This is a genomic window from Pedobacter sp. ISL-64 (assembly GCF_018613605.1).
Taxonomy (GTDB): Bacteria; Bacteroidota; Bacteroidia; order Sphingobacteriales; family Sphingobacteriaceae; genus Pedobacter.
On record NZ_JAGGPU010000009.1, the window covers coordinates 136340 to 161491 of the forward strand.

A 25152-nucleotide genomic window follows, 5' to 3' on the forward strand; every position below is an offset into this window, starting at 1 on the left:
ACAATGAGAGAAATCCAATTTAGAGAAGCACTACGCGAAGCCATGCAAGAAGAAATGCGTAAAGATGACCGCGTTTTTTTATTAGGTGAAGAAGTAGCAGAATATAACGGTGCGTACAAAGTAAGTCAGGGTATGCTTGATGAGTTTGGTGCGAAACGCATTATCGATACCCCGATTGCCGAATTAGGTTTCGCAGGTATTGCAACTGGTGCTGCAACAGCAGGCCTTATTCCAATTGTGGAATTCATGACCTTTAACTTCTCATTAGTAGCAATCGATCAGATTATCAACGGTGCCGCTAAAATTTTATCAATGAGCGGTGGTCAGTTCTCATGCCCTATGGTTTTCCGCGGCCCAACAGGTAACGCAGGTCAATTAGGTGCACAACACTCTCAAAACTTCGAAAACTGGTTTGCAAATACACCAGGATTAAAAGTGGTAGTTCCGGCTACACCTTACGATGCAAAAGGATTATTAAAGCAATCAATTATAGATCAGGATCCGGTTATTTTCATGGAGTCTGAAGTAATGTACGGCGATAAAGGCGATGTTCCTGAGGGTGAATATTATATCGAATTAGGAAAAGCAAATGTAACCAAACAAGGTACCGATGTAACCATCGTAACCTTCGGTAAAATGTTAACTCGCGTTGTAAACCCGGCGGTAGAAGAATTAACTAAAGAAGGAATCAATGTTGAGGTAATCGATTTGCGTACTGTACGTCCTATCGATTATGATACCATTATTGCTTCTGTCAAAAAAACAAACCGTTTGGTTGTTGTAGAAGAGGCCTGGCCTTTGGCATCTCTTTCTGGAGAGATTGCTTTCATGGTACAAAAACATGCATTCGATTATTTAGATGCACCGGTTTTACGAATCACCTGTGCCGACGTTCCACTTCCATACTCACCAACTTTAATCGCAGCAAGCTTACCAAATGCTGAACGTGTGGTTAAAGCGGTAAAAGAAGTAATGTACGTTAAAAAATAAAATTGTCAGTCTGAGCATAGTCGAAGACCAAAACATATAAATCCTCCAAAGAAATTTGGGGGATTTTTTCATTTCTCTTTTCCGTGTCCTCTGTGTTTCCCTGGCAAATATTCGAAAATTTATGTTCAGTAATCCTTCGGTTTCATCAGCCCCGCCATTCATTGCAATCTTTTTGGCCGGTTACCTATTCCATTTATCGTCATTGCGAAGAGAAACGACGAAGCAATATTCATGTAGAACGCACCAAAAAGTATTTCCATTCCTGTCGGGTTTAGTGAACCATGGCCTGTATAAGAAACACAATTCAGTTTCCTGCTCAAAGCAAAAAAATACGTGATAATTTTTATATTCGTTGCACAAAGAAACTCCTTCCATGTCCGAATACATAGCCGATCAAACCTTCGAAAAAGCCGATTTTACCTTACGGGCACTGCCAAAAGCAGAATACGAAAACTGTAAATTCATCAATTGTGATTTCTCCAGTTCAGATTTAAGCGGCGTTAAGCTTTTAGACTGCGAATTTATCTCCTGTAACTTAAGTCTGGTAAACCTTACCAAAACCTCATTTATTGATGTAAACTTTCAAGACTGTAAAATGCTCGGATTAAGGTTCGAAAACTGCAATGATTTTGGGCTGGCATTCTCTTTCGGTAATTGTAAACTAGACCATTCCTCTTTCTACAAACTGAAGCTTAAGAAAACGAACTTCAAAAATTCACAATTGCACGAGGTAGATTTTTCCGAATGCGACTTAACCAGCGCAATACTCGATAACTGCGATTTATTAAACGCAACTTTTGATAGGACCATTATCGAAAAAGCAGATTTTAGGACCGCATACAACTATTCCATCGACCCGGATAACAATAGGATTAAAAAAGCAAGATTCTCGAAATCGGGCATCGCAGGCCTTTTACAGAAATACGATATTCAGATCAGCGAATAGGTTTTTAAGAAATTTTGTAAATTCAGCTTACAAAACCACCGACCATGGAACAGCCCAAACCAGAAAACATTGATCAATACATTGCTAATTTCCCAATAGAAACGCAAAAGCTATTACAGCAAATCCGTGAAACTATACACAAAGCCGTACCAGAAGCCAAGGAAGTAATCAGTTATGTGATGCCCGCCTTTAAACAAAACACGGTGCTGGTTTATTTTGCGGGTTATGCCAAACACATTGGCTTTTATCCAACCGGTTCAGGAATTGAAGCATTTAAAGAAGAATTTACCCAGTATAAATGGAGTAAAGGAGCAGTACAGTTTCCTTTAGACAAACCTTTACCGCTAGATCTGATTACCAGAATCGCCAAGTTTAAAGCAGAAAGAGATTTAGAGAAAGTTAAAAAGAAAAAATCATAATATTCCTGGCTTCCTATCTGGGAAAAATAAAGGTATAATTATGGAAAACAGTTCAAAAAAGCATCTGTTTAGTAAACCCTTGCTAAACCGACGCCAGACAGATGAAAAAAATACTTTTACTCCTACTCCTCTTTATCTCTGCCAAATCATTTTGCCAGAAAACAACAGTTGTAGAAATTGAAACACTTTCGAAACCAGCAAAACTTATTCCTGTTGTTCCTACTTCTGAAATACTCAAAGTGTTGAAAGCAGATGTAGAAAGAAATGTTGAAAATCTACCCGACAGTTTGGTTTATTATGGTGAGCACCCTTTCCTAACGGGCATTTTAAATTCATATATAGATCACAGGCCATTTGTGATTTCTCCCGATATTTTCTGGTTATTGATCAGCCAGGGTTTTGCCCGGCATATCACTCAAAATACAGAAGAACTTAGGTCGCAGATGGTAAACTTTGAGGGTAGAAAAACCTTGACTATTGTTTCAGATAAAATCCAGCTTGGTAATCCCCAATCCGATTGGGCTTCAATTTTCCCGCAGTTTAACGAGCAGATTAACGATTATACCGGCAAAAAATTGGTCGGCATTTTAACTTCCGATTTCAGCACCACCACCCCCACCTCCAAGATTGTGAGCCAGGTTACGATTATGGAAGCCGTAAAATCTTATTTCGAATTCAAAGTGATTATCATTGGCTGCGGCATCCCAAAAATCACCATCGAAGGCACAACACAAGATTGGAAAAAATTACTGGAAAACACCAAACACCTTGCCAAGTACAAACTAGATTGGTGGACAAATGAACTCATCCCGATTATCGAAGAAATCATAGCGGCTAAAAAAGGAAAAGTGAATAAAGATTTCTGGATGAATATGGTAAAATACCATACCGAAAAGAAATATGGAACGGTAAATACCATTGACGGTTGGATTGTAAAGTTCTTCCCGTATACCAAAGAAGGAAACAAAACAGGTTTAAAACCAATTACCAGTGTAAACAATCTGGCTTCGGAAATTGTAAAAGTTCCTTTTATTTTGGAAGACGAGCAACACCATACAAAGCACAATATGGAAATCTGGGCTGGCTTTATCGGCCTTTCTCAAAACAATAAAGACTTTGCCATGAAACCAGAAATGAGCTGGGCGATCATCAATAAAAACAATGCTCCTTCTGAAACTTCTGTTTTCGATAATAAAACCCATGCCGATGATCTTTCCATGAGCAATATCAATGAAATTCCGAAAGCCTTATATAAGTTGGAAAGTATTGGTTCACTTAGGATCAAGTTCACTAAAAATATTGTTATCCCCGATGAACTTAGTAAAATCAAGATCAGAAGCTTAAATTTATACGGGAAAATTACTGAGGTGGAAACACAGAGGATTTTAAAACTTTTTCCAAACAGTTGGCTGATCATAAATGGCAAATCAGTCGATCGTTGATAAATATATCTACCATTTTTTTAAAACTTACTCACAAATTTCGGTGGAAAACTTCATTCTAAAAATCATTAAATCCCGCAAATCCTGATTAGCTTTGCTTCCTTTAATTTTTACCTTTAGGATATGTTAACCCACCATAAAATAATTGCAGCCGAGTTAAAAGTTGCAGAAAAACAAGTAACAGCAACCGTAAATCTGTTAGATGAAGGTGCAACTGTACCCTTTATTTCGCGTTACCGTAAAGAGGCCACAGGCAGTTTAGATGAGGTTGAAGTAGCTGCAATCCGTGATCGGGTTTTGCAGTTACGCGATTTAGACAAGCGCAGGGAAGCGATTTTGAAATCGATGACCGAGCTTGGCAAGTTAACCCCCGAACTGGAAAAAAAGATCAACGAAGCTGAAACCATTTCACTTCTAGAAGACATTTACCTGCCATTTAAACCTAAGCGTAAAACACGTGCATCAGTTGCAAAAGAAAAAGGATTAGAACCTTTGGCCCTGCAAATATTTGAGCAAAATACTTTTGATTTAGAGGCATCAGCTGATAAATTTATCGATGCTGAGAAAGGTGTAAACTCACTCGACGAAGCTTTAGCAGGTGCAAGGGATATCATTGCCGAAATGATTTCTGAAAATGTGGAAGCCCGTACCAAAATGCGCATCTACTTTCAGGAAAAATCTGCTTTTAAGTCGGAAGTAATTAAAGGAAAAGAAGAAGAAGGTATTAAATATAAAGATTACTTCGAATGGAGCGAGCCGGTTAAAACAGCGGCATCACACCGTGTTTTGGCCATGCGCCGCGGCGAAAAGGAACTGTTTTTAAGGCTAGACGCACTACCTCCGGCAGAAGATGCTATTGCCATTTTAGAAAACCAGTTTATTTTAGGCAATAATGCAGCTTCAAAGCAGGTTCAGCAGGCTTTAGAAGATGGCTATAAACGTTTGCTGGAACCGGCAATGGAAACAGAGCTCCGTGTATTTACCAAACAAAAAGCAGATGAAGAAGCCATCCGGGTTTTTGCCGAAAATGCACGTCAATTATTATTGGCAGCACCAATGGGACAAAAAAATGTATTGGCTATCGATCCCGGTTTCCGTACAGGCTGTAAAGTGGTTTGTTTAGATAAACAAGGGCAACTGTTAGAAAACACGGCCATTTACCCACACACCGGACAGGGAAATGTGAAAAATGCCGAATTTACTATCCAACAGCTTTGTGAAAAACATAATGTTGAAGCTATTGCCATTGGTAACGGTACCGCAGGAAGAGAAACCGAAGCTTTTGTTCGTGCGTTGAATTTACCGCACATCACCATTGTAATGGTTAACGAAAGTGGTGCTTCGATCTATTCGGCTTCTGATGTTGCCCGCGAGGAATTTCCAACTCAGGATATTACCGTTCGTGGTGCAATTTCAATCGGTCGCCGTTTAATGGATCCATTGGCCGAACTAGTAAAAATTGATCCGAAATCTATCGGTGTTGGACAATACCAGCATGATGTTGATCAGCATAAATTACAGGCAAGTTTAGATGATACCGTAATTAGTGCGGTAAACGCTGTTGGTGTAGAATTAAACACCGCCTCCAAACAGATCTTAGCCTATGTTTCTGGCTTGGGTCCAACTTTAGCACAAAATATTGTAGACTATAGAAATACGCATGGTGCTTTTAAAAACCGTGAAAGTTTGAAAAAAGTACCACGCTTGGGCGATAAAGCTTACGAGCAGGCAGCAGGTTTCTTACGCATCCGCAATGCAGAAAACGTTTTGGATACCAGCGGTGTTCACCCTGAGCGTTATGCTGTAGTAGATAAAATGGCTAAAGATCTGGGCACTACCGTTTCCGCTTTAATGAAAGACACGCAGCTGCAAAAACAGATTAAACCACAGCAATATGTAACGGACGAAATCGGTTTACCAACACTTACTGATATTTTAAAAGAACTGGCAAAACCTGGCCGTGACCCTCGTGAACAGTTTGAGGCCTTTAGCTTTACCGATGGCGTAAATGAGGTTTCAGATTTAAGAGTTGGAATGAAACTTCCTGGGATTGTAACCAACATTACCAACTTTGGTGCCTTTGTTGATATCGGCGTGCATCAAGATGGCTTGGTTCACACCAGTCAGCTGGCTAACCGTTTTGTAGCCAATCCAAATGATGTGGTTAAAGTGCATCAAAAAGTCGAAGTTACGGTTATGGAAGTTGATGCTGCCCGTAAAAGGATTTCGCTATCGATGAAAACTGAGGCCAGTCTGAAGTCGGAAGGCCGGAGCCGGGAGCCTAAAGAACATAAGCCAAAACAAGAATATAAACCCAATAACAGCAAGCCTAATTTTAAACCCCGCAATGAACCAAAAGATGCTGATGGAGATTTGCAGGAGAAATTGGCAAAGCTGAAAGGTATGTTTAAATAAAAAAATCGTCATTTCGAGCGGAGTGCAACGCAGTCGAGAAATCTATGAATAAATTTTTAATAGATTTCTCCACTACGGTCGAAATGACGATCTATCTATATCCTTAAACTCCAATCTTTTCTTCGGTAAGCTTTCAGGGTAATTTGTTTGAATGAACGAAATCATGGCTTCCCTTACGTGGCAACGTAAATCGAAAGCCCTGGACGAATTTGAAGCACTCATCAGAAATCTGACTTCAATGGCACCATCTTTAGTACTATCGGTAACCTGAACTACATTTACCCGTTTATCCCATAGTGGGTTTTCATTCAAAAGTCTTGTTAATTCCTGTCGCATAGGTTCAATAGGAATGGTATAATCGAGGTATAAAAAAACTGTTCCGAGCAGATCGGCCGAAACACGCGTCCAGTTTTGGAAGGGCTTTTCGATAAAATAAGTAATCGGCAGGATTAACCGCCGTTGATCCCAGATATTAACCACCACATAGGTTAAAGTAATCTCCTCTACCTTACCCCATTCGCCTTCCACAATCAAAACATCATCAATCCTGATCGGTTGGGTAAAGGCAATTTGAAAACCTGCCAATAAATTTCCAAGCGATTTCTGCGCGGCAAAGCCTATAATAATTCCGCCGATGCCAACTCCGGTAAGCAGCCCAGCCCCGATTTTGCGCATACTTTCAAAACTCAATAAAATAATAGCAGCAGTAATTAGAATAATAAGCGAAACAATAAATTTTCGAACAAACTGTAACTGTGTTCTGATTTTACGCTCTTTTAGGTTATTTTCTTTGTTTAGATCATATTTCAGGTAGAAATAATCTTCCAAAACGTTAATTGTCCTCACCAAAATAAGCGCAAAAGTAATCGTCAGGGCAATTTCTAATATCTTGGTTATTGGGAGACGATATGTTGGCGTCATCTCCATCAGCGTTAACGAGAAGTTAAGGAACAATAAGGGGATAAAAATAGCTACAGGCCTCCTCAAATGCTTTACTGTCGATTTTATAATGATAAAATCCCACCAACGCGAAAGCAGGATGAAAGTTTTGTGAATGATAAACTTGATTAAAATACCAAGAGATACCGCTATTAATCCAATGATAAGATTCTTAAAAAACAAAGGAATTGGATAACCGAAAATCTGGTCGATATATTGCATAAACGAAATTTGTGGTTAATAAATACGGCGATCAGCCAATGGATATTCTTATAACAGCTATATTTTTGGATTGTTTGCGAACAGAAAACCAAGAGCCGCAAATAAATTATTTACATTAGCATTTTGTAGATCTTCAAAAAAGAAAAGATGGATTTTTTCGATGCCAAAAGTATATTTTTCACGGTTCTTGAATATAAAATGAGCTATCTGGAATTCTTCGCGGTAATTACGGGGATTATTTCAGTTATTCTTTCAGCAAAAGCTAGCATTTGGAGCTGGCCCGCTGGCATTGTTAATGTATTTTTATCAGCCTTTTTATATTACCAAAACCAGCTTTACCCCGATATGTTTTTGATGGCTTTCTTTTTTATAACCAACATTATGGGCTGGTGGCGATGGACAAATCCAAAACCGGAAGAAGAAGACAAAAACAAAGAACTTAAAATTAGTTTTATGCCTGTAAGGCAGTTTTTAATCTTACTGGCGATAGGTCTTGTTGGCACATTGCTGATGGGTACTCTGGCCAGTCAGCTCCACAATTGGCTTCCACTACTCTTCAACCTGCCAAGTGCTTATCCTTTTGTCGATTCATTTATTTTTGTAATGAGTGTAATCACTACTTTTTTAATGATCCAGAAAAGAGTAGAATGTTGGATTATCTGGCTAATTATCGATACTGTAGCCACTTACCTGTACTTTTTAAAAGGTATCAAGTTTATGGGGGTAGAATATTTCATCTTCACCATTATTGCTGCTTTTGCATTGTGGCATTGGATAAAAGAATATAGAAGCTATACTAAAACGGCATGAAAAGAGGCTTAGTGATTGGCAAATTTATGCCGATTCATAATGGGCATATTGCATTGATTAACTTCGCTGCTTCGCAATGTGATGAGCTGATTGTATCAATGAGTTTTACTCATGAGGACAAGATTGATCCGGTTTTACGTTTTGAATGGATCAAAGAGATTTTTAAGGATCGGCCCGGCATCAAACCAGCCATTATTGCTGATGATTTTGATGATGAAACCCTGCCATTGAACGAAAGGACAAATAGTTGGGCGATCAGGATGCGGGAGGTATATCCAAAAATTGATATTCTTTTTAGCTCCGAGTTTTATGGAGCACCATTTGCCTCTAATTTACAAGCTGAACACATCTTATTTGACGAGCCAAGAAAATCCATCCCCGTTTCAGCAACCCTAATCAGAAACCATCCGTTTCAACATTGGGAATTTATTCCAAAAGAAGTCCGGCCATATTTTGTAAAGAAGATATGTTTTTACGGCCCAGAAAGCACAGGAAAATCGACAATGGCCGAAAAAATGGCTATGCATTATCAAACTACCTTCGTTCCGGAAGTCGCGCGCGAATTAATTACCTCGAACGATATTACTGTCGATGACATTATCAAAATCGGGACAGCACAAACTGAAAGGGTAAAAGAAAAAACCAACGTTGCGAATAAGATCATTTTTTGTGATACTGATCTAATTACTACAAAAATATACTCACGATACTATTTAAATGAGATTCCGGATATTCTAAACGATCTTGAAAATGAAATCAAGTACGATTTATATTTCCTGCTAGATATTGATGTAGAATGGGTAACTGATCATCTCCGCGATTTTGGAGATAGGCGGCTGGAGATGTTTAATCTGTTTAAGGATGAGCTCGAAAAACGTCGAATAGACTACATTCAAATCAGTGGCAATTATAGAGAGCGGGAAGAAAAGATCAAAAAAATTATAGATTCAATTTTGGCTTAAAGAATCTATTTTTTGTATCTTCAATTCAAATCCAAAAATGATATGACACTAAACAAGTGCTTCCTATCATCCCTGACAATATTGTAGTTAATAAAATTTACGAGCTAAGAGGTCTTAAAGTGATGCTTGATAGCGATTTGGCGGAGCTTTATGGAGTAGAAACTAAGGTTTTAAATCAAAGTATCCGCCGAAACATGGAACGTTTTCCCGGTGATTTCATGTTCCAGCTAACCGTTGAAGAATGGGAATTTTTGAGGTCACAAATTGTGACCTCAAAAAATGCAAAGTTTCGTATTCACTATTATTGCCGGTTTCGCTTTATGGAGCTGGATAAATGAATACAGGAAATAGCCTAAAACGCCGACAAATAATGCTTAACTTATTTAATCACATGCATACTTTAAAGTATAATATCCATTTTGCTGGTAAGCAATGTATTCTGGATAATTTATGTTATGATACTTTTGAAGTATGTTTTCAGTAAAGTTTATTATTTTCTGTTCACTATCCCTTAAATAAACAAACGAATACACATTCGTATAAATCTCTTTTGTTAAAGTATTATTCGTAACCTCATTTACTTTAACAACCTGGTTTTTACTTACATTACCAAAAAAACCAGGAAGAACCTCTCTAATTTGCATATACTTGATGGGATCAGTGCCTCCAGGCAAAGTTGTAGCAGGATTATTATCATAAGTAAACTCTGTTATACTATTGGAATTATAATATGGCGTAACACCCGTAATTTTTGAAATATTTCCATCCTTATAAAATAATGTATATTTGGTTTGAATATTAGAATCTTCGTCAAGAATGACTTCATCCAAAAAACCAGCAGAATTATATGTAAACTGATACTTATAATACCCCCTAAAGGTATTCGCGCGAATTATCCTTTTTTTATCATCTAAAACATAAGTCCAATCACCATAATATTTTGTCTTAAGCGTGATTAAGTTCGTTGCATAAACCACAGAAAAAGATGTGAAAGATGAATCCTGTGTACTTGCAATACCTGTTAAATTTTGTAAATCATCATATGAAATTGTTGCCGTTACCCCTTTTTTATCAAGATCATTAAAAGCTGTCACAGAAATGACCCTACACTTATTCTTGATTTGTGGTTTATCCAGGTTTTCGATTGGAGTTTCTTTATTACAAGAAACAAGAAGTATGGCAACAAATAATAGCGGGAGCGTTAAATATTTCATTTTTAAGAGCGGGTTATTTTTTGCTAAGATAATTTATTTAGACAGTCTACTCAAATTAGTAAGTATTAAAACTTGAGGTCGCAAATTGCGATCTCAAAATTAATTCAGGAAATCTGCTGTTAACCAGTGGTGCTACATCACCCCTGTTTTCTAAACGGGATTGTAGCGATATCCTTTTAAATTTGCATTGGCTTCGTTTACAATATCATTCTGAGGCACGAAGAATCTGCGACCGATGAAACAGATGCTTCGTACCTCAGCATGACAGCAGCATTTAAAAGATTTAGCGTAAAGCCCGGCTGAAACCAATCAAAGAATTTCTGGCTTTGCTTTCCACAACTTCAAAAAGATACAGCTTATTAGATGCTGAAATAAATTCAGCATGACGTCCGCCATATAAAAACTGCAAACTTTTTTCAATCAACTATTTGATAATAAAAGTATTCTATCTATCTTTGCAGTCCCAAATTTAATGGGAATAATAAATTGTTTAATAAATTAAATACAAGCAAGTGAATACGTTAAGTTACAAAACTGTCTCGGCCAATGCGAAAACTGTTAACAAACAGTGGATTGTTGTTGATGCGCAAGGCGAGATTTTGGGGCGCTTGTCATCGAAGATCGCTATGATCATCCGTGGTAAAAACAAGCCTGAGTACACCCCACACGTAGATTGCGGAGATAACGTTATCGTTATTAATGCAGACAAGGTTAAATTGACAGGAAACAAATTCAGCGAAAAGCAATATGTTTCTTATACTGGTTATCCAGGTGGTCAACGTTTTATTTCTCCTAAGGAGTTAATGGCGAAACACCCTCAACGTGTAATCGAGAAAGCGGTACGCGGTATGCTACCGAAAACTAAATTGGGTAAAAAATTATACACCAATCTTTTTGTGTATGCTGGTGAAACTCACCCTCATGCGGCTCAATCTCCAAAAACCATTAAACTTTAAGAAATGTCAGTTACTAACACTTCAGGAAGAAGAAAAACAGCTGTTGCACGTATCTACTTAAAAGATGGTGCTGGCGCAATTACCGTTAACGGTAAAGATCACAAAGTATATTTCCCAACTTTACCTTTGCAATATATCGTAAACCAAAGTTTAGAAGTTTCTGAGCTTGTAGGTCGTTATGATATCACTGTAAATGTACAGGGTGGTGGAGTAAAAGGACAAGCAGAAGCTGTTCGTTTAGCTATTGCTAAAGCGATTGTTGAACTAGATGCGGAGAAAAAACCTGCATTACGTGCTAAAGGACTAATGACGCGTGATATGCGTATGGTTGAGCGTAAGAAACCAGGACGTGCTAAAGCTCGTAAGAAATTCCAATTCAGTAAACGTTAATCACAGGAGGCAAAGACAATGGCAAGAACAACTTATCAAGACTTATTGGATGCAGGTGTACACTTTGGTCACCTTACCCGTAAATGGAATCCAAAAATGGCTCCTTACATTTTCATGGAGCGTAATGGAATTCACATTATAGATTTAAATAAAACTTTAACTAAAACTGAAGAAGCTGCGGCTGCGATTAAACAAATCGTAAAATCAGGACGTAAAGTATTATTTGTTTCAACAAAAAAACAAGCAAAAGGAATCGTAGCTGAACAAGCTAAAAAAGTAAACATGCCTTTCGTAACCGAGCGTTGGTTAGGTGGTATGTTAACTAACTTTGCTACTGTTCGCAAGTCAATCAAAAAGATGTCTAACATCGATAAAATGACTAAAGACGGCACTTATTCGATCTTATCTAAAAAAGAGCGTTTAATGATTCAGCGTGAGCGTATTAAATTAGAATCACTTTTAGGTGGTATTGCTGATTTAAACCGTTTACCTGCAGCTTTATTCTTAATTGATGTTAAGAAAGAACACATCGCAGTTACTGAAGCGTTAAAATTAAACATCCCTACTTTTGCGATGGTTGATACTAACTCTGATCCTTCTAACATCGATTTCCCTATCCCGGCGAATGATGATGCTACAAAATCAATCTCTTTAATTACTGATGTAATTATCAAAGCTATTGAAGAAGGTTTAGATGAGCGTAAACGCGAAAAAGATGATGAAGCTGAAAAAGAAGCAGTAGCAGCGAAAGTTGCAGCTGATGCACCTGAATCAAAAGAGCCTAGAGCAGCTGGTGAAAAAAGACCAACTACTAAAAAGGTAACTGCTGAAGCAGAAGTTGAAGCTCCTTCATCAGAAGAAACTAAAACAGAAGAATAGTAATATTTTTTAATTGCAGGTTACTGGTTTCAGGTTTTAAGTTGACTTAACATGAGTTTAACTTGACGCTTGTAACTTGTAACCTGTAATTGTTATAACAAGATTGTAAAATTTAAAAAAGGAAATAAAATGTCTACAGTACAAATTACTGCCGCTGATGTAAATAAACTACGCCAACAAACTGGTGCTGGTATGATGGATTGCAAAAAAGCATTATTAGAAGCTAATGGCGATTTCGAAGCTGCTGTTGATTTATTGCGCAAAAAAGGTCAAAAAGTATCTGCCGCTCGTTCTGGCAATGCTACATCTGAAGGCCTGGTATCAATCAATGTTTCTGCGGATGGCACAAATGGTAAATTAGTTGCTTTAGCTTGTGAAACTGAGCCAGTTTCTAAAGTTGAGGATTTCCGTAATCTAGCTCAAGCCGTTTTAGCTGCTGCAGTTGCCAACAATCCTGCTACTACTGAAGAATTATCAGCAATTGTTTTGGAAGACGGACGTACTGTTGCCGAAACCATAACTGAATTAACTGGTAAAATTGGGGAGAAAATCGTTATTCAAGAGTACGCAAATGTATCTGGCGAAAAAATTGTTTCTTATATCCACTCTAATGGTAAAATGGGCGTTTTAGTAGTATTTGAAGGTGCTAACGGTGCAGATATTACTGAAGCTGGTAAAGATGTTGCAATGCAAATTGCTGCAATGAACCCAGTTGCTGTTGATAAAGACGGTGTTGACCCTGCTACTATTGAACGTGAAATCGAGATTGCTAAAGACGTTATCCGTCAAGAAGGCAAACCAGAAGAAATGGTTGAGAAAATTGCTGCTGGTAAATTGAATAAATTCTACAAAGACAGTACTTTATTAAACCAGGAGTTTGTTAAAGATAGTTCTATCGATGTGCGTAAATATTTAGATAACACTTCTAAAGGTTTAACAGTAACGGCTTTCAAACGTGTACAATTAGGTGCGTAAGCACTTCTAGAATAATAAAAAGCTCCTGGTGAAAAATCAGGAGCTTTTTTTATTTGTTATCTCCAACAATAATCGTCATCTCGACTGAAACGCAGTGAAATGGAGAGATCTATCAAGATAGATTTCTCGACTACGTTGCACTCCGCTCGAAATGACGACCAGTTGCGCCACCCTACTTCCTCAAAGCAGTATAAGCACCAACTTCCTTACCCGAATCATCGAGCATACTCGCCACCAATTTATTTTTATCTGCTTTTATCTTGGTGATTGTTCTTGTTCCTGTCCTTGGGCCGCCGCCAATAATTAAAGGGTAATGGTTTAATGCTTTATCAGGCTGGTGCACCATGTACTTATGGGTATGACCACTTAAAACCAAATCAACTTTACCCTGATTCAACAATGGCTCAAATAGCTCAGTGCAATGTTTTGGTCCATGTGCATCGCCCGAAAAGCGTGGTGGAATATGCATCAATACAACTCTAAACGGTGCCGTTTTAAATTCCTTTGAATTTATTTCTGTCTTCAGCCATTCAGCCTGTTGAGCTCTATAATCATCAAAATCTACAATACCGGCATATACTGGATGCGCATCTTCTTTATCTTCACCAGTATCTAAAATCACAAAGCGAACAGGCCCTAAGGTAAAAGCTGCATGGCCAACATGCATATAATACTGCGGAAATTCACGTGCAAATTTACCACGTGTTTCGTGATTGCCCCTTACGTAGATAAAAGGTGTACGCTTTGCAAAATTATCTACACAGGGTTGCAGCATATGTTCGATAATCTGTTTCTCATCGGTTTGATAATCGAATATATCTCCATTAAAGAAAATAAAGTCTTGCTTCTTATCGGGAACAAGCGCTAACAATTGAGGGATTGATTCCGGGCGATCGTGCGTATCATTCATCATTAAGAACGAAACCTCGTCTTTCGCTCGGTCTGCATTCACAAATTCTTCAACAGCACTGCTTACCGTTACACCGTAGGTTAATTTGTAAGGCTGGAAATCTTTAATTTCTTTCGAAACAATTTTATAATAATATTTTGTTCCTGGTTTTAAATTTTTGAGTGTTACGGCATTTAACTTGCTATTAGCCTGCATTAAACCCAATTCGGCCTTTCCATATGCTTTTTGGCCAAGCTGATCTGCCTGTTCTCCAAATTCTACCCAGCCTGCAGCATTTTTATTGGTTAACCAAAGAATGGTCATCGAGTTATTGAAATTGGTTTGGAGATAAGGGCCTACTGCAATTTTAAAACCCTCTTCCTCAGCGGGTACATCTGCAATCGCCATTGCTGGAGCTACCAAAGTAGTAGCACCTAAAGTTAGTCCGGCCTTTAAAAAACCTCTTCTATTAGACTGATTTTCATTCATTTGGTTATTTTATCTTATTACCCAAATATATAGCTACAATATTTAACTTTGACCGTGTAAGATTAAATTTACTCAAACGTTTGATATGCCTAAAGTAATTTCCAATACCTCCTATTTTAAGGGCAACGATTTAAAAAAGAGTCAGAACATCATAATTAATGGCGCTCTAATTTCCAATATTAAGGCAAGCGGCAACAAAGAAACCAGCCATTCGCTCGTTGTACCAGGTTTTATAGATTTACAGATTTATGGTGCCGGCGACAGGTTATTTTCAGCCGAGCCAAGCAGCGAATCATTAAGCATCATGGAAAATGACCTGCTTAAAAAAGGCACTACAGGCTTTTTAGCTTGTATGGCAACAAATTCTCCTGAAGTTTTTGATGAATGTATCAAAGCAGCTAAAGAACACCGTATAGCTGCAAAAAATTTCTTGGGCCTACATTTAGAAGGACCATTTTTAAATCCAAAACGCTTAGGTGCCCATGTTCCCGCCTTTGTACGAAAGGCCTCGTTAGATGAAATTAAGAAATTAATTGATTTTGGTGATGGCGTAATTAAAATGATGACCATTGCCCCAGAACTGCAGGATGACGAAGTGATCCAATACTTATTAGACCATGGTGTCGTGGTTTCATTAGGGCATAGTAATGCAACCTTCGATGAGGCAATAGTCGCTTATAACAAGGGCATCCAGACCACTACACACCTTTTTAATGCCATGAGTCCTATCCATCACCGCGAACCGGGTATCCCGACCGCTGTTTTTAGCCACGACAAAGCTATGGCCAGCATTATTGCCGATGGTCAGCACCTGGATTTCGAAGTAGTTAAGTTTGCCCAAAAACTTTTAAAAGAACGTTTGTTCCTCATCACCGATGCGGTTACTGCTTGTTCAACAGGGCCGTATCAGCATGTTCAAAAAGGCAATAAATATGTTATGCCTGATGGTACACTTTCCGGCTCATCGCTCACGATGTTAGAAGCTGTTAAAAATTGCGTATTACATTGTGACATCAGCTTAAATGATACGGTTAAAATGGGAACGCTCTACCCTGCCCAATTGATCGGCATCGAAAATCTTACTGCAACGATAGAAACTGGGCATCAGGCAAACTTATTGGTACTTGATGATGACCTGAATTTAAAAGAGGTAATATTTAAAGGCGAAACGATATAATTAATTTAACATGTTCAAAAAAATCCTCGCAGCGATAATATTCTTGTCAGTTTATACCAGTAATTCCTGGGGACAAAAAATAGGTACTGCTTTTACAATAATACCCCTCGGAGTGAAGGGCGGAGATGATGAGAGCAATTTATCCTCTTATATGATTGCTCCAAAAGGTAGCGCAAATTATGTTTGTTTAGATGCAGGTACCATAAATGCCGGTATTCAAAAGGCCATTGAATATAAATCATTAAGAGGAATAAGCGAAGAGATTCAGCGAAAACAGATTAAGGGATATTTGATTTCACATGCACATTTAGATCATGTAGCAGGTTTGATTATCAACTCTCCAGCCGATACATCCAAAAACATCTACGGAATACCTTCTGTCCTGAATATTTTGAGGGATAAATATTTTACCTGGGATGCCTGGGCCAATTTTGCAAATGAAGGCGAAAAACCACAACTAAAAAAGTACATCTATTCACCGCTTAATGAAGGTGAAACTTATCCGCTTGATGGAACGGAAATGAAAGTGAGAGTTTTTGAGTTAAGTCATGGCAATCCCTATAAAAGTACTGCTTTTTTGATCAGTCACAATGATAGTTATGTATTGTACCTTGGAGATACCGGTGCAGATGAAATTGAAAAATCGGACAAACTTGCCAACTTATGGCAAACCATAGCGCCGATTATTAATGCAGGACAGTTAAAAGCAATCTTTTTGGAAGTTTCTTTCCCAAATGAACAGCCTGATAAACAATTATTCGGGCACCTTACACCAAAGCTTTTTTATAGTGAAATTGGCAAACTTAAAAGCTTAACAGATGGTGACGCCATTAAAAAAGTTTCTTTCATTGTAACCCATATTAAACCCCCGCAACATAGTGCCAAAAAAATAAAACAACAATTGCTTACTGAAAATATACTGAATTTAAACTTAATATTTCCTAAGCAAGGGAAGCTGTTAACCATTAATTAATATAAATGTAACATTAGCTACAGTAAGTCGGAGTATTTTTGCTTAAAAATTACTCATGAAAAAAACCTTACTTCTATTTACAACATTTCTATCTTTAATACTCTTAAAAATAGATGCTGTTGCGCAAAATGAAACAACAGCCTCTATAAATGGAATGGTTGTCGATGCTAAAGGGCCAATTAGCGGGGCTACTGTTATTGCCATACATGAACCATCAGGTTCGAGATATGCCACTTCTACCCGATCGGATGGCCGTTACAATTTACCAGCCATGCGTATTGGTGGCCCTTACTCCATTACCGTTTCTTTTATTGGCTTTAAAAATCAAACACAACGTATTGAAAAATTGGCCCTTGGCCAAAGTTCTACTTTAAATGTATCTTTAAGTGAAGACGCCAGTAATTTATCAGAAGTTACGGTATCAGGAAAACAAAGTAAAGTTTTTAACTCGGGAAGAACGGGTGCATCACAGAATATATCAAGAACAGCAATTCAAAATTTGCCAACTTTAAACAGAAGCTTTACCGATTTTGTGAAGCTTACCCCGCAGTTCTCTTTACAGTTTGGAAGCCCAAGTATTGCGGGAAGAAGTAACCTGGCCAACAATTTTACGGTTGATGGAGCGCTGTTTAATAATGCATTCGGTTTACAAGGTACCATTGGGAGCCAAACGAGTTCTCAACCGATTAATATGGATGCCTTCGAAGAAATTACAGTCAACATTGCACCATATGATATCCGTCAAAGCGGTTTTACAGGCGCTGCAATAAATGCGGTAACCAGAAGTGGTACAAATGAATTTCAAGGCTCTTTAAATACTTACTATAGAAATCAGGACCTGGTAAGTGATTACAACTATGCTGGATTAAAGGTGCCTGTAACCAACTTCAGCCTTAAAGGTTATGGTTTTACTTTAGGTGGACCGATTATTAAAAATAAATTATTCTTTTTTGCCAGTGGAGAATTGGAAAGAAGATCAGATCCAGGAACCGGATTTTCAGCTTCAAGGGGTGGAAGCACAGGACCAAATATATCTCAGGCAAAAGGCGAAGACTTAGATAAGTTAAGTTCTTTTTTACAATCACTTGGTTACGCCCCAGGGGCTTACGAAAATTATGCTTTAAAAACAAGGAGCGATAAACTATCTGCCAAATTAGACTATAATATTGATGATAAAAACACTTTAAGTTTAAAATATTTCTATTTCAGATCTTATAAAGATATTTTGCCAAGTAATAGCGGTGCTCCAAAAAATAACCGCCAGCCATCGCAGTTGGGCCTTCCTTTTCAATCGGCAGGATATGGTATAAACAACAACATGGATAATGTTAATCTTGAGTTTAGAACACGCTTTAACAATAAATTCTCTAATCAGTTAACTGTTGGTTACAACAGCATGAATGATTTCAGAGAATCAAAGGGTAACAAGCCTTTTCCACTTGTTGATATTATGAATCCTGATGGAAGTTCCTACACCGCCTTTGGCTATGAACCTTTTACTGCCTTTAATACCTTAAAAACTAAAGTTTACCAAATCACAGATAATTTTAATATTTATGCAGGCCGCCACGAAATAACATTGGGCGCCAATTATGAAGGCTACAGAACGCTTAACGGTTTCGCCCCCAACTATTATGGTGCCTATACCTTTAACAGCCTTGCCGATTTTTATAACAGCGCCAATAATGGTGTATCAAATGCAACGAAATACCAGGTTCAATATTCGGTTATGCCTGATGGATCATTCCCTTATGCAGATATCCAGTCGAATATGTATGGCTTGTATGCGCAAGATGCTTTTACGGTTAACGATCAGTTAAAATTAACCCTTGGCTTACGTGCAGATTTAACCAGCGTTTCTTCACCAGCATCACTAAACAACCCGAACGTGGAAAAGCTGACTTTCGAAAATGACGAAAAAATTGATGTGAGCAGATTTCCTAAAAGTTCTATTTTATGGTCGCCGCGTTTAGGCTTTAACTGGGATGTAAACCATGCCGGAAAAACACAAGTACGAGGCGGTACCGGGCTATTTACAGGAAGACCTCCACTGGTTTGGGTATCTAACCAGGCCAGCAACAATGGCGTTCAATTTGGTTCTGAATCGATTAACAACCCAACCAACAGACCATTTACCCCCAACGTTGATGCTTATAGAAATGTAAATAAGGCTACAGCAGCAAACAACACAGCCTACAATCTGGCAGTAGCCCAACAGGATTTTAAATTTATGCAGGTTTGGCGTTCAAATTTGGCTGTTGATCAGAAATTGCCTGGCGGTATAACCGGAACAATCGAAGCGCTATATTCAAAAGACATTAATTCTGTTTATTTCCGCAATGTGAATTTAAACACTTCGGCATATACCCTTTTAAAAGGTGCTGATAACCGTCCGAGGTACACCAGTTCAAGAATTTACGGATCAGCAACCCCTACTCCTACTAACCCCAACATTTCTGATGCAGTTGTAATGACCAATACCAATAAAGGCCATAGTTTAGCAATTACAGGAACATTATCAAAAGAGTTTGCAGGTGGTCTTTTTGCAACTGCAGGTTATACTTATACCGATTCGAGATCAGTTAATGATGGTGGCTCTATTGCTCAAAGTATGTGGAGAGACCGTCAGGTTTCTGGCAGCCCGAATACAGATGCACTTTCTTATTCAAGCTATATGGTTAAAAACCGCTTCATTGCATCTGTTGTTTACAGAAAAGAATACATTAACCACTTAGGTACAACATTCTCTATGTTCTATCAACTACAAGATGGCTTTAGATATTCCTATACTTATGGAAACGACTTAAACAATGATGGTTTAAGCGGAAACGACTTAATTTATGTTCCGGCAAATAAATCCGACATTGTTTTGGTACCAGAAAATGCTGCTGATACCCGCACACCTGATCAGCTTTGGGGTCAATTAAACAGCTACATCAGTCAAGACAATTATCTTAACAAGAAAAGAGGCCAGTATGCAGAAAGAAATGGCCTTGTTGGTAATGTAATCGGTACGCTTGATATTCGACTAGCACAAGATTTATTCGCAAACCTGAAAGGCAAAAAGCATTCTCTTCAGCTTACTTTTGATATTTTCAATTTCGGAAATATGATCAACAAAACCTGGGGAGTTCCAAAATTTGCCAATAGGGCTAACGGACTCCTTAACTTTAAAGGAGTGGATGCAACATCAGGTAAACCTACATTTTCTTTCCCTTACCTCAATGCAGATAACAGCGTGCCTTTGGTTAATACATTTTCAAGCAATATTGATGAAACTGCCCGTTGGAGAATCCAATTTGGATTAAGATATAGATTTAATCAATAATTTTTAAAAATCAAAAAATCAAAAAATGGCTGGATCGGATAACGATTCAGCCATTTTTTGATAAAAAGGGATAATGTAAATGTAACAAGCCGGCAATAATTGCTTAACATAATTAAAGTAGGTTTAAATATCTTCAATCTATCAATATTATGAAAAAACAATTTAAATTAACAGGCTTCGCTTTAATAGCGTTTGCTACATTATTAAGCTTTAGCGCTTGTAAAAAACAAGAAATTGAAACCAGCCAAAACGCTTTACCTAAAGTAAAAGTATTAGGCCTCTCTGCTTCAAATGCTACACTCACGGCACAAACTTTAGAAAATTTTGAGGTAGGCTCAACCAGTCCTAAAACGGCTTATGATGTTTCTCCTTCTGGCTCAGCAAGTGGAGATGACATTACAATTAGCGGAAAGTCATGGAATTTTTTCGATGCGTTAATCGGAAATCTTGCTGCTGATAAGAAAAATGGTTCATGGTCTGCCCGTATCCGTAACTCAGGAAAAATTACGATGCAGTTTGATATTGCAACCGGCATTAGTACGGCAAGCATTCAACATGCTACTTATGGCACAGATGCCGCCAGTCAATGGGGTTTATGGTATTCAACTAATGGTGGAAGCAGCTGGACCCAGTCGGGCACCAATATAACTAGTACATCAACTTTACAAATACAATCTTTCAGCCTAAATCTTACCGGAAATGTCCGCTTAGAAATCAGAAAACTTTCAGGCGCTTCAAACAGAATAAACTTTGATGATATTACCATTAATGATAACGGTGGTGGTACCGATCCAGGTACAAATCCTGTACTTACGGGCAAGAAGTTTTTATTCGATGCTTCAAAATTGGAAAATGCAGGTAGTGCCGATTGGCAGATAGACGCAGATGGCACAGAAAGCGTTCCGGGTTATCAAGGAGGAACCTCTGTTGAACTTAAAGCACAAAGATTTCCTACACCCTCATATATCGGTATAACTGCTTCAACTCCTGAAACCTACTGGAAAGGCGCCATGTCTGCCTGGGCTGTAGAATTGGTAAAACGTGGCGAACTGGTAGAAACTTTGCCAGGGGGTACTGCCATTACTTATGGCAATACCGCTAATCCCCAGGATTTAAAAAATTACGATGTTTACGTGGTTATTGAACCGAATAAATTATTTACTGCCGCCGAAAAAACGGCAATTATGAATTTTGTGGCCAATGGCGGCGGTTTAATGATGGTGGCCGATCATACTGCTGCAAGTACAGCCGGAACAGATGCAAATGGTTATAATCCTTCAGACCGAGATGGCGATGGCTACGATTCTCCAAGAGTTTGGAATGATTTGATGAGCAATAACGGCATTAACAACAACAAGCCTTTCGGCTTTAATGTAGATTATGTTGACATTAGCGAAAAACCAAGTACAAAGGTTTACTCCGGAACAAATACCAGTGCCAATCTGGTTTTAAATGGTGCTGCCGGAAATGCTTCAAAATTAGCTTTCTATAATGGTACAACTGCAACCTTGTTTCCGACAGAAAATTCTACAGTACAAGGATTATTTTGGAGAATGAGCAGCACATTAGGAAGTAATAATGGTGTAATGGCATTAATTTCGACATATGGAAGCGGAAGGGTAGCCTTTGTTGGCGATAGTTCGCCTTCTGATGATGGAACCGGCGATACGAACGATAATTTATTTAATGGTTGGTCTGGTGATGTACCATCTGGATACATCTCTCATCCAGCTTTGCATTTAAATGCCTCATTATGGCTTGCTAAAGCACAATAATTAATCCAATAACAGAAGGGGTGATATGAAAATATCGCCCTTTTTTATTTATATACCTAACCTAATTAAATATTTACATCAAATATTAAAACGATAGCCCGTAAGTAAAAAATTGTTAATATTTTTGAGGTCATGAAATACAAACGCATCCTATTAAAACTTAGCGGAGAATCGCTAATGGGCGACAAACAATATGGAATTGATAATGAACGCGTTAAACAATACGCAGAAGATATCAAAGCCGTACACGATAAAGGTTTAGAAATCGCAATCGTAATTGGAGGAGGAAATATTTTTAGAGGTTTAAGCGCCGAAAAAAGTGGGATGGACAGGGCACAGGCCGATTATATGGGCATGTTGGCAACAGTTATCAACTCTATGGCCTTACAAGATGCGTTGGAAAAAGTGGGGATTAAAACACGTTTACTTACTGCCATTAAAATGGAGCAGATCTGTGAGCCATTTATCCGCAGAAGAGCTGTTCGCCATTTAGAAAAAGGCCGTGTGGTTATTTTTGGTGCAGGAACGGGAAATCCATACTTCACAACCGATTCTGCAGCAGCTTTACGTGCTATCGAAATCAAAGCTGATGTTGTTTTAAAAGGAACACGTGTTGATGGGATTTATACGGCCGATCCTGAAAAAGATCCGTTGGCCACTAAATACGATGAAATTTCTTTTAGGGAAGTTTATGATAAGGGGCTTAATGTAATGGATATGACCGCATTTACCCTTTGCGAAGAAAACCAAGTGCCAATTATTGTGTTTGATATGAACAAACATGGCAATTTCATGAAAATCGCCAATGGCGAACCTATTGGAACCCTGGTTAAATAAGGAATAAAAATTATTATTTTTGTAGAAATACACACAATTATGAACGACCTCATACAATTACAATTAATGGATGCTCAATCTGCAATGGATAGAGCCATCGATCATTGTGAATCTGAATTAACTAAAATCAGAGCTGGTAAAGCATCAGCTGGAATGTTGGATGGTATTTTCGTGGATTATTATGGCGCAGCTACAGCATTATCACAAGTAGCCAGTATTAATACGCCTGATGCCAGAACAATCGTAATCCAACCTTGGGAAAAATCACTTTTAACTGCGATTGAAAAAGCTATTCAGGTAGCCAATATTGGTATCAATCCACAAAATGATGGTATTGTTATCCGCCTGGTTGTGCCGCCTTTAACAGAAGAGCGTAGAAAAGACTTGGTGAAAAAAGTAAAGGAAGAAGCCGAAAGAGGCCGCATTACCGTTCGTAACATCCGTAAGGATGCCAATACCAAAATTCAAAAACTGAAAGGCGAAGGTGTTTCTGATGACGAGATTAAAACAGGTGAAGGCGAAGTGCAAAAATTAACCGATGCTTATATCATCAAGGTTGACAAACACGCCGAAGCTAAAGAAAAAGATGTAATGACAGTTTAATCTGTATAAAATACAATCAGAAAGGGAATGGACTAAAATCTATTCCCTTTTTTATTGCTTTGCGCTTGAGCCCCTAACGTTTAAGATAGTGGGTAACGACACCTGCATGTTTTCAACAGGCTTTCCTACTTTCTTAAGCTTGTTCAATAAAATTTTCATCACGTTTTCTGCAATGGCCTCAAGAGGCTGTGCAATAGCTGTAACCGGAGGCTCGCAAAACTCCAGGATTTCGAAATCATCAAAAGAAACAACAGCCATATCCTTGTGGATCTGAATACCTAGTTTTCTAAAAGTTCTTAAACCGTCTAAACAAATATAGTTGGCAGCAAAAACTACCGCATCTAGCTGTTTCTCTGCTTTAAAAAACTTTATCATCTCCTCAATTGATTCGGCAGAGTTTACATATTTAATCTTCTTTACAATTGCCGGCAAGTTATATTTTTCTACAGCGCTTTCGTAACCCGCCAAGCGGTCTACCATCTGTTGTTGTAAGGTATCGATGGTTACAAAACCTATTCTTTTATAATTATTCTTAATGAGGTGCTCGGTAGCTTCGTAGGTACTGCTTAGATTATCGATTATTACATAATCTGTTTTAACGTCCTGTACATACCGATCGAAAAGTACCACCGGGGCGTCTGTTTGAATCAATTTTTTAACTTCTTCTTCCAAACCTTCAGGCAAGGCCATAATATAGCCATCAACATGCCTGTCTTTAAAAATCTGCAGCAATTCTATTGCCTTTTCGGTATCGTTCCTGGTACTGCTAAAAAGTATCTTATAACCAAGGCTCGAAGCAATTTCATCAATTCGGCGTGCTATACCCGAGAAAAAAGGTTCAGAAATATCATCAACCAAGAAGCCTATAATTTTTGTTTTGCCTGTTCTTAAACTTGTTGCAAGGGTATTGGGCTGATAATTTAATTCAGCAACCAGTTCTAAAACTTTTTTGGTAAGCGATTCGCTAATATTTTTTTCTCTTGCTTTCCCATTAATCACAAACGATACGGTGGTAATGGAAATATTTAATTGTTTAGCGATATCTTTAATCGAAACGCGTTTCTTCATCACAGGCATTGAACGAATAAAATTTTGATTGGTAATATAACAATATATCTATAAATATAGGAGGGTTATGAAAAAAACTAGGCTAAAAAGAAAAAGAGCAACCTATCCAGGATTGCTCAATTAACTAACTTATTATTCATAAAAAATGCTGTTGGGGAAGGAGTCGAACCTTCAAGGGGTAGTTAGCTACAGTTCAAAAAATTAATTTGTGGTCAACCCAATAAACTGCGTTTGTCCCATTATTCCCCACCACCGAGACAAGGAGGCGTGTCTGCCAATTTCACCACCCAACAATTTTAGTCATTAGTCCAAAGTCTGCAGTCATAAGTCTACTAAAGACTATGGACTCTTGACTTAGGACTAAAGCCGCTGTAGGGGAAGGAATCGAACCTTCAAGGAGTGGTTAGTACCGAAACCGGTATATTCCCATTATTCTCCGCCACCGAGACAAGGA

Annotated in this window: 22 protein-coding genes and 1 tRNA gene; 18 read left to right on the forward strand and 5 right to left on the reverse strand. The window is 38.2% G+C overall.

All coding sequences use genetic code 11. From position 1 onward, the window contains the following. The first annotated feature begins 3 nt into the window (after positions 1 to 3). The 5 genes from J7E57_RS13890 to J7E57_RS13910 all read left to right on the forward strand — a co-directional run bounded on the left by J7E57_RS13890 (position 4) and on the right by J7E57_RS13910 (position 6212). Positions 4 to 990 carry a pyruvate dehydrogenase complex E1 component subunit beta gene (locus tag J7E57_RS13890; RefSeq protein WP_215124902.1) on the forward strand — a complete coding sequence of 329 codons (987 nt, stop codon included), beginning with the start codon at positions 4 to 6 and terminating at the stop codon, positions 988 to 990. A gap of 373 nt (positions 991 to 1363) precedes the next feature. After that, a complete protein-coding gene (locus J7E57_RS13895; RefSeq protein ID WP_215124901.1) occupies positions 1364 to 1936 on the forward strand; it encodes a pentapeptide repeat-containing protein in 573 nt (190 codons plus the stop codon). Between the two features lie 44 nt (positions 1937 to 1980). Beyond that, on the forward strand, positions 1981 to 2355 hold the full coding sequence (locus J7E57_RS13900) for an iron chaperone (protein ID WP_215124900.1): 375 nt from the start codon (positions 1981 to 1983) through the stop codon (positions 2353 to 2355). A gap of 101 nt (positions 2356 to 2456) precedes the next feature. Beyond that, positions 2457 to 3797 (forward strand): DUF4419 domain-containing protein, encoded by a 1341-nt coding sequence (locus tag J7E57_RS13905; RefSeq protein ID WP_215124899.1) that lies wholly within the window; start codon positions 2457 to 2459, stop codon positions 3795 to 3797. A gap of 123 nt (positions 3798 to 3920) precedes the next feature. After that, on the forward strand, positions 3921 to 6212 hold the full coding sequence (locus J7E57_RS13910) for a Tex family protein (RefSeq protein ID WP_215124898.1): 2292 nt from the start codon (positions 3921 to 3923) through the stop codon (positions 6210 to 6212). Between the two features lie 72 nt (positions 6213 to 6284). On the opposite strand, the gene J7E57_RS13915 is transcribed toward J7E57_RS13910, so the two are convergent. Then, positions 6285 to 7373 carry a mechanosensitive ion channel family protein gene (locus J7E57_RS13915; protein WP_215124897.1) on the reverse strand — a complete coding sequence of 363 codons (1089 nt, stop codon included), beginning with the start codon at positions 7371 to 7373 and terminating at the stop codon, positions 6285 to 6287. Between the two features lie 147 nt (positions 7374 to 7520). On the opposite strand from J7E57_RS13915, the gene pnuC reads away from it, so the two are divergent. Genes pnuC through J7E57_RS13930 form a run of 3 tightly spaced genes read left to right on the forward strand, consistent with a single transcriptional unit; the run spans position 7521 to position 9483 of the window. Then, positions 7521 to 8183, forward strand: coding sequence for a nicotinamide riboside transporter PnuC (gene pnuC, locus J7E57_RS13920; RefSeq protein WP_215124896.1), 663 nt, complete (start codon positions 7521 to 7523; stop codon positions 8181 to 8183). Continuing rightward, positions 8180 to 9145, forward strand: a complete 966-nt coding sequence (locus J7E57_RS13925; protein WP_215124895.1) for an AAA family ATPase — start codon at positions 8180 to 8182, stop codon at positions 9143 to 9145. Before pnuC ends, J7E57_RS13925 begins: the two co-directional genes overlap by 4 nt. Positions 9146 to 9201: 56 nt before the next feature. After that, complete coding sequence (locus tag J7E57_RS13930) at positions 9202 to 9483, forward strand: ORF6N domain-containing protein (protein ID WP_317196551.1); 282 nt, start codon at positions 9202 to 9204, stop codon at positions 9481 to 9483. A 45-nt stretch (positions 9484 to 9528) separates the two neighbouring features. Here the strand turns inward: J7E57_RS13930 and J7E57_RS13935 are convergent, their stop codons facing one another. After that, entirely contained in the window at positions 9529 to 10359 is an 831-nt protein-coding gene (locus J7E57_RS13935) for a hypothetical protein (RefSeq protein ID WP_215124894.1), read from the reverse strand. A gap of 512 nt (positions 10360 to 10871) precedes the next feature. Here J7E57_RS13935 and rplM point away from each other — a divergent pair. The 4 genes from rplM (at position 10872) to tsf (ending at position 13559) form a co-directional block, all read left to right on the forward strand. After that, entirely contained in the window at positions 10872 to 11315 is a 444-nt protein-coding gene (gene rplM / locus J7E57_RS13940) for a 50S ribosomal protein L13 (RefSeq protein ID WP_010602007.1), read from the forward strand. 3 nt (positions 11316 to 11318) lie between these two features. Further along, positions 11319 to 11705 carry a 30S ribosomal protein S9 gene (gene rpsI, locus J7E57_RS13945; protein ID WP_029279076.1) on the forward strand — a complete coding sequence of 129 codons (387 nt, stop codon included), beginning with the start codon at positions 11319 to 11321 and terminating at the stop codon, positions 11703 to 11705. An 18-nt stretch (positions 11706 to 11723) separates the two neighbouring features. After that, positions 11724 to 12584: a 30S ribosomal protein S2 gene (gene rpsB / locus J7E57_RS13950; RefSeq protein WP_029279074.1), complete on the forward strand. Its 861-nt coding sequence runs from the start codon at positions 11724 to 11726 to the stop codon at positions 12582 to 12584. A gap of 129 nt (positions 12585 to 12713) precedes the next feature. Continuing rightward, complete coding sequence (tsf, locus tag J7E57_RS13955) at positions 12714 to 13559, forward strand: translation elongation factor Ts (RefSeq protein ID WP_215124893.1); 846 nt, start codon at positions 12714 to 12716, stop codon at positions 13557 to 13559. A gap of 172 nt (positions 13560 to 13731) precedes the next feature. Here tsf and J7E57_RS13960 read toward each other — a convergent pair whose 3' ends face one another. Further along, positions 13732 to 14937: an FN3 domain-containing metallophosphoesterase family protein gene (locus J7E57_RS13960; protein WP_215124892.1), complete on the reverse strand. Its 1206-nt coding sequence runs from the start codon at positions 14935 to 14937 to the stop codon at positions 13732 to 13734. 85 nt (positions 14938 to 15022) lie between these two features. Here J7E57_RS13960 and nagA point away from each other — a divergent pair, with 85 nt between their 5' ends. From nagA to frr, 6 genes are all read left to right on the forward strand, one after another. After that, positions 15023 to 16114: an N-acetylglucosamine-6-phosphate deacetylase gene (gene nagA / locus J7E57_RS13965; RefSeq protein ID WP_215124891.1), complete on the forward strand. Its 1092-nt coding sequence runs from the start codon at positions 15023 to 15025 to the stop codon at positions 16112 to 16114. A 10-nt stretch (positions 16115 to 16124) separates the two neighbouring features. Beyond that, positions 16125 to 17087: an MBL fold metallo-hydrolase gene (locus J7E57_RS13970; RefSeq protein ID WP_215124890.1), complete on the forward strand. Its 963-nt coding sequence runs from the start codon at positions 16125 to 16127 to the stop codon at positions 17085 to 17087. Between the two features lie 55 nt (positions 17088 to 17142). Then, positions 17143 to 20415 (forward strand): TonB-dependent receptor, encoded by a 3273-nt coding sequence (locus J7E57_RS13975; protein WP_215124889.1) that lies wholly within the window; start codon positions 17143 to 17145, stop codon positions 20413 to 20415. A gap of 149 nt (positions 20416 to 20564) precedes the next feature. Then, positions 20565 to 22190, forward strand: a complete 1626-nt coding sequence (locus tag J7E57_RS13980; protein WP_215124888.1) for a hypothetical protein — start codon at positions 20565 to 20567, stop codon at positions 22188 to 22190. A 132-nt stretch (positions 22191 to 22322) separates the two neighbouring features. Continuing rightward, positions 22323 to 23027, forward strand: coding sequence for a UMP kinase (gene pyrH / locus J7E57_RS13985; protein WP_029279061.1), 705 nt, complete (start codon positions 22323 to 22325; stop codon positions 23025 to 23027). A gap of 39 nt (positions 23028 to 23066) precedes the next feature. Next, on the forward strand, positions 23067 to 23630 hold the full coding sequence (gene frr, locus J7E57_RS13990) for a ribosome recycling factor (RefSeq protein ID WP_029279059.1): 564 nt from the start codon (positions 23067 to 23069) through the stop codon (positions 23628 to 23630). A gap of 51 nt (positions 23631 to 23681) precedes the next feature. On the opposite strand, the gene J7E57_RS13995 is transcribed toward frr, so the two are convergent. Next, on the reverse strand, positions 23682 to 24698 hold the full coding sequence (locus J7E57_RS13995) for a LacI family DNA-binding transcriptional regulator (protein WP_215124887.1): 1017 nt from the start codon (positions 24696 to 24698) through the stop codon (positions 23682 to 23684). A gap of 148 nt (positions 24699 to 24846) precedes the next feature. Next, positions 24847 to 24991 (reverse strand) — tRNA-Asp (locus tag J7E57_RS14000). Positions 24992 to 25152: the final 161 nt, after the last annotated feature.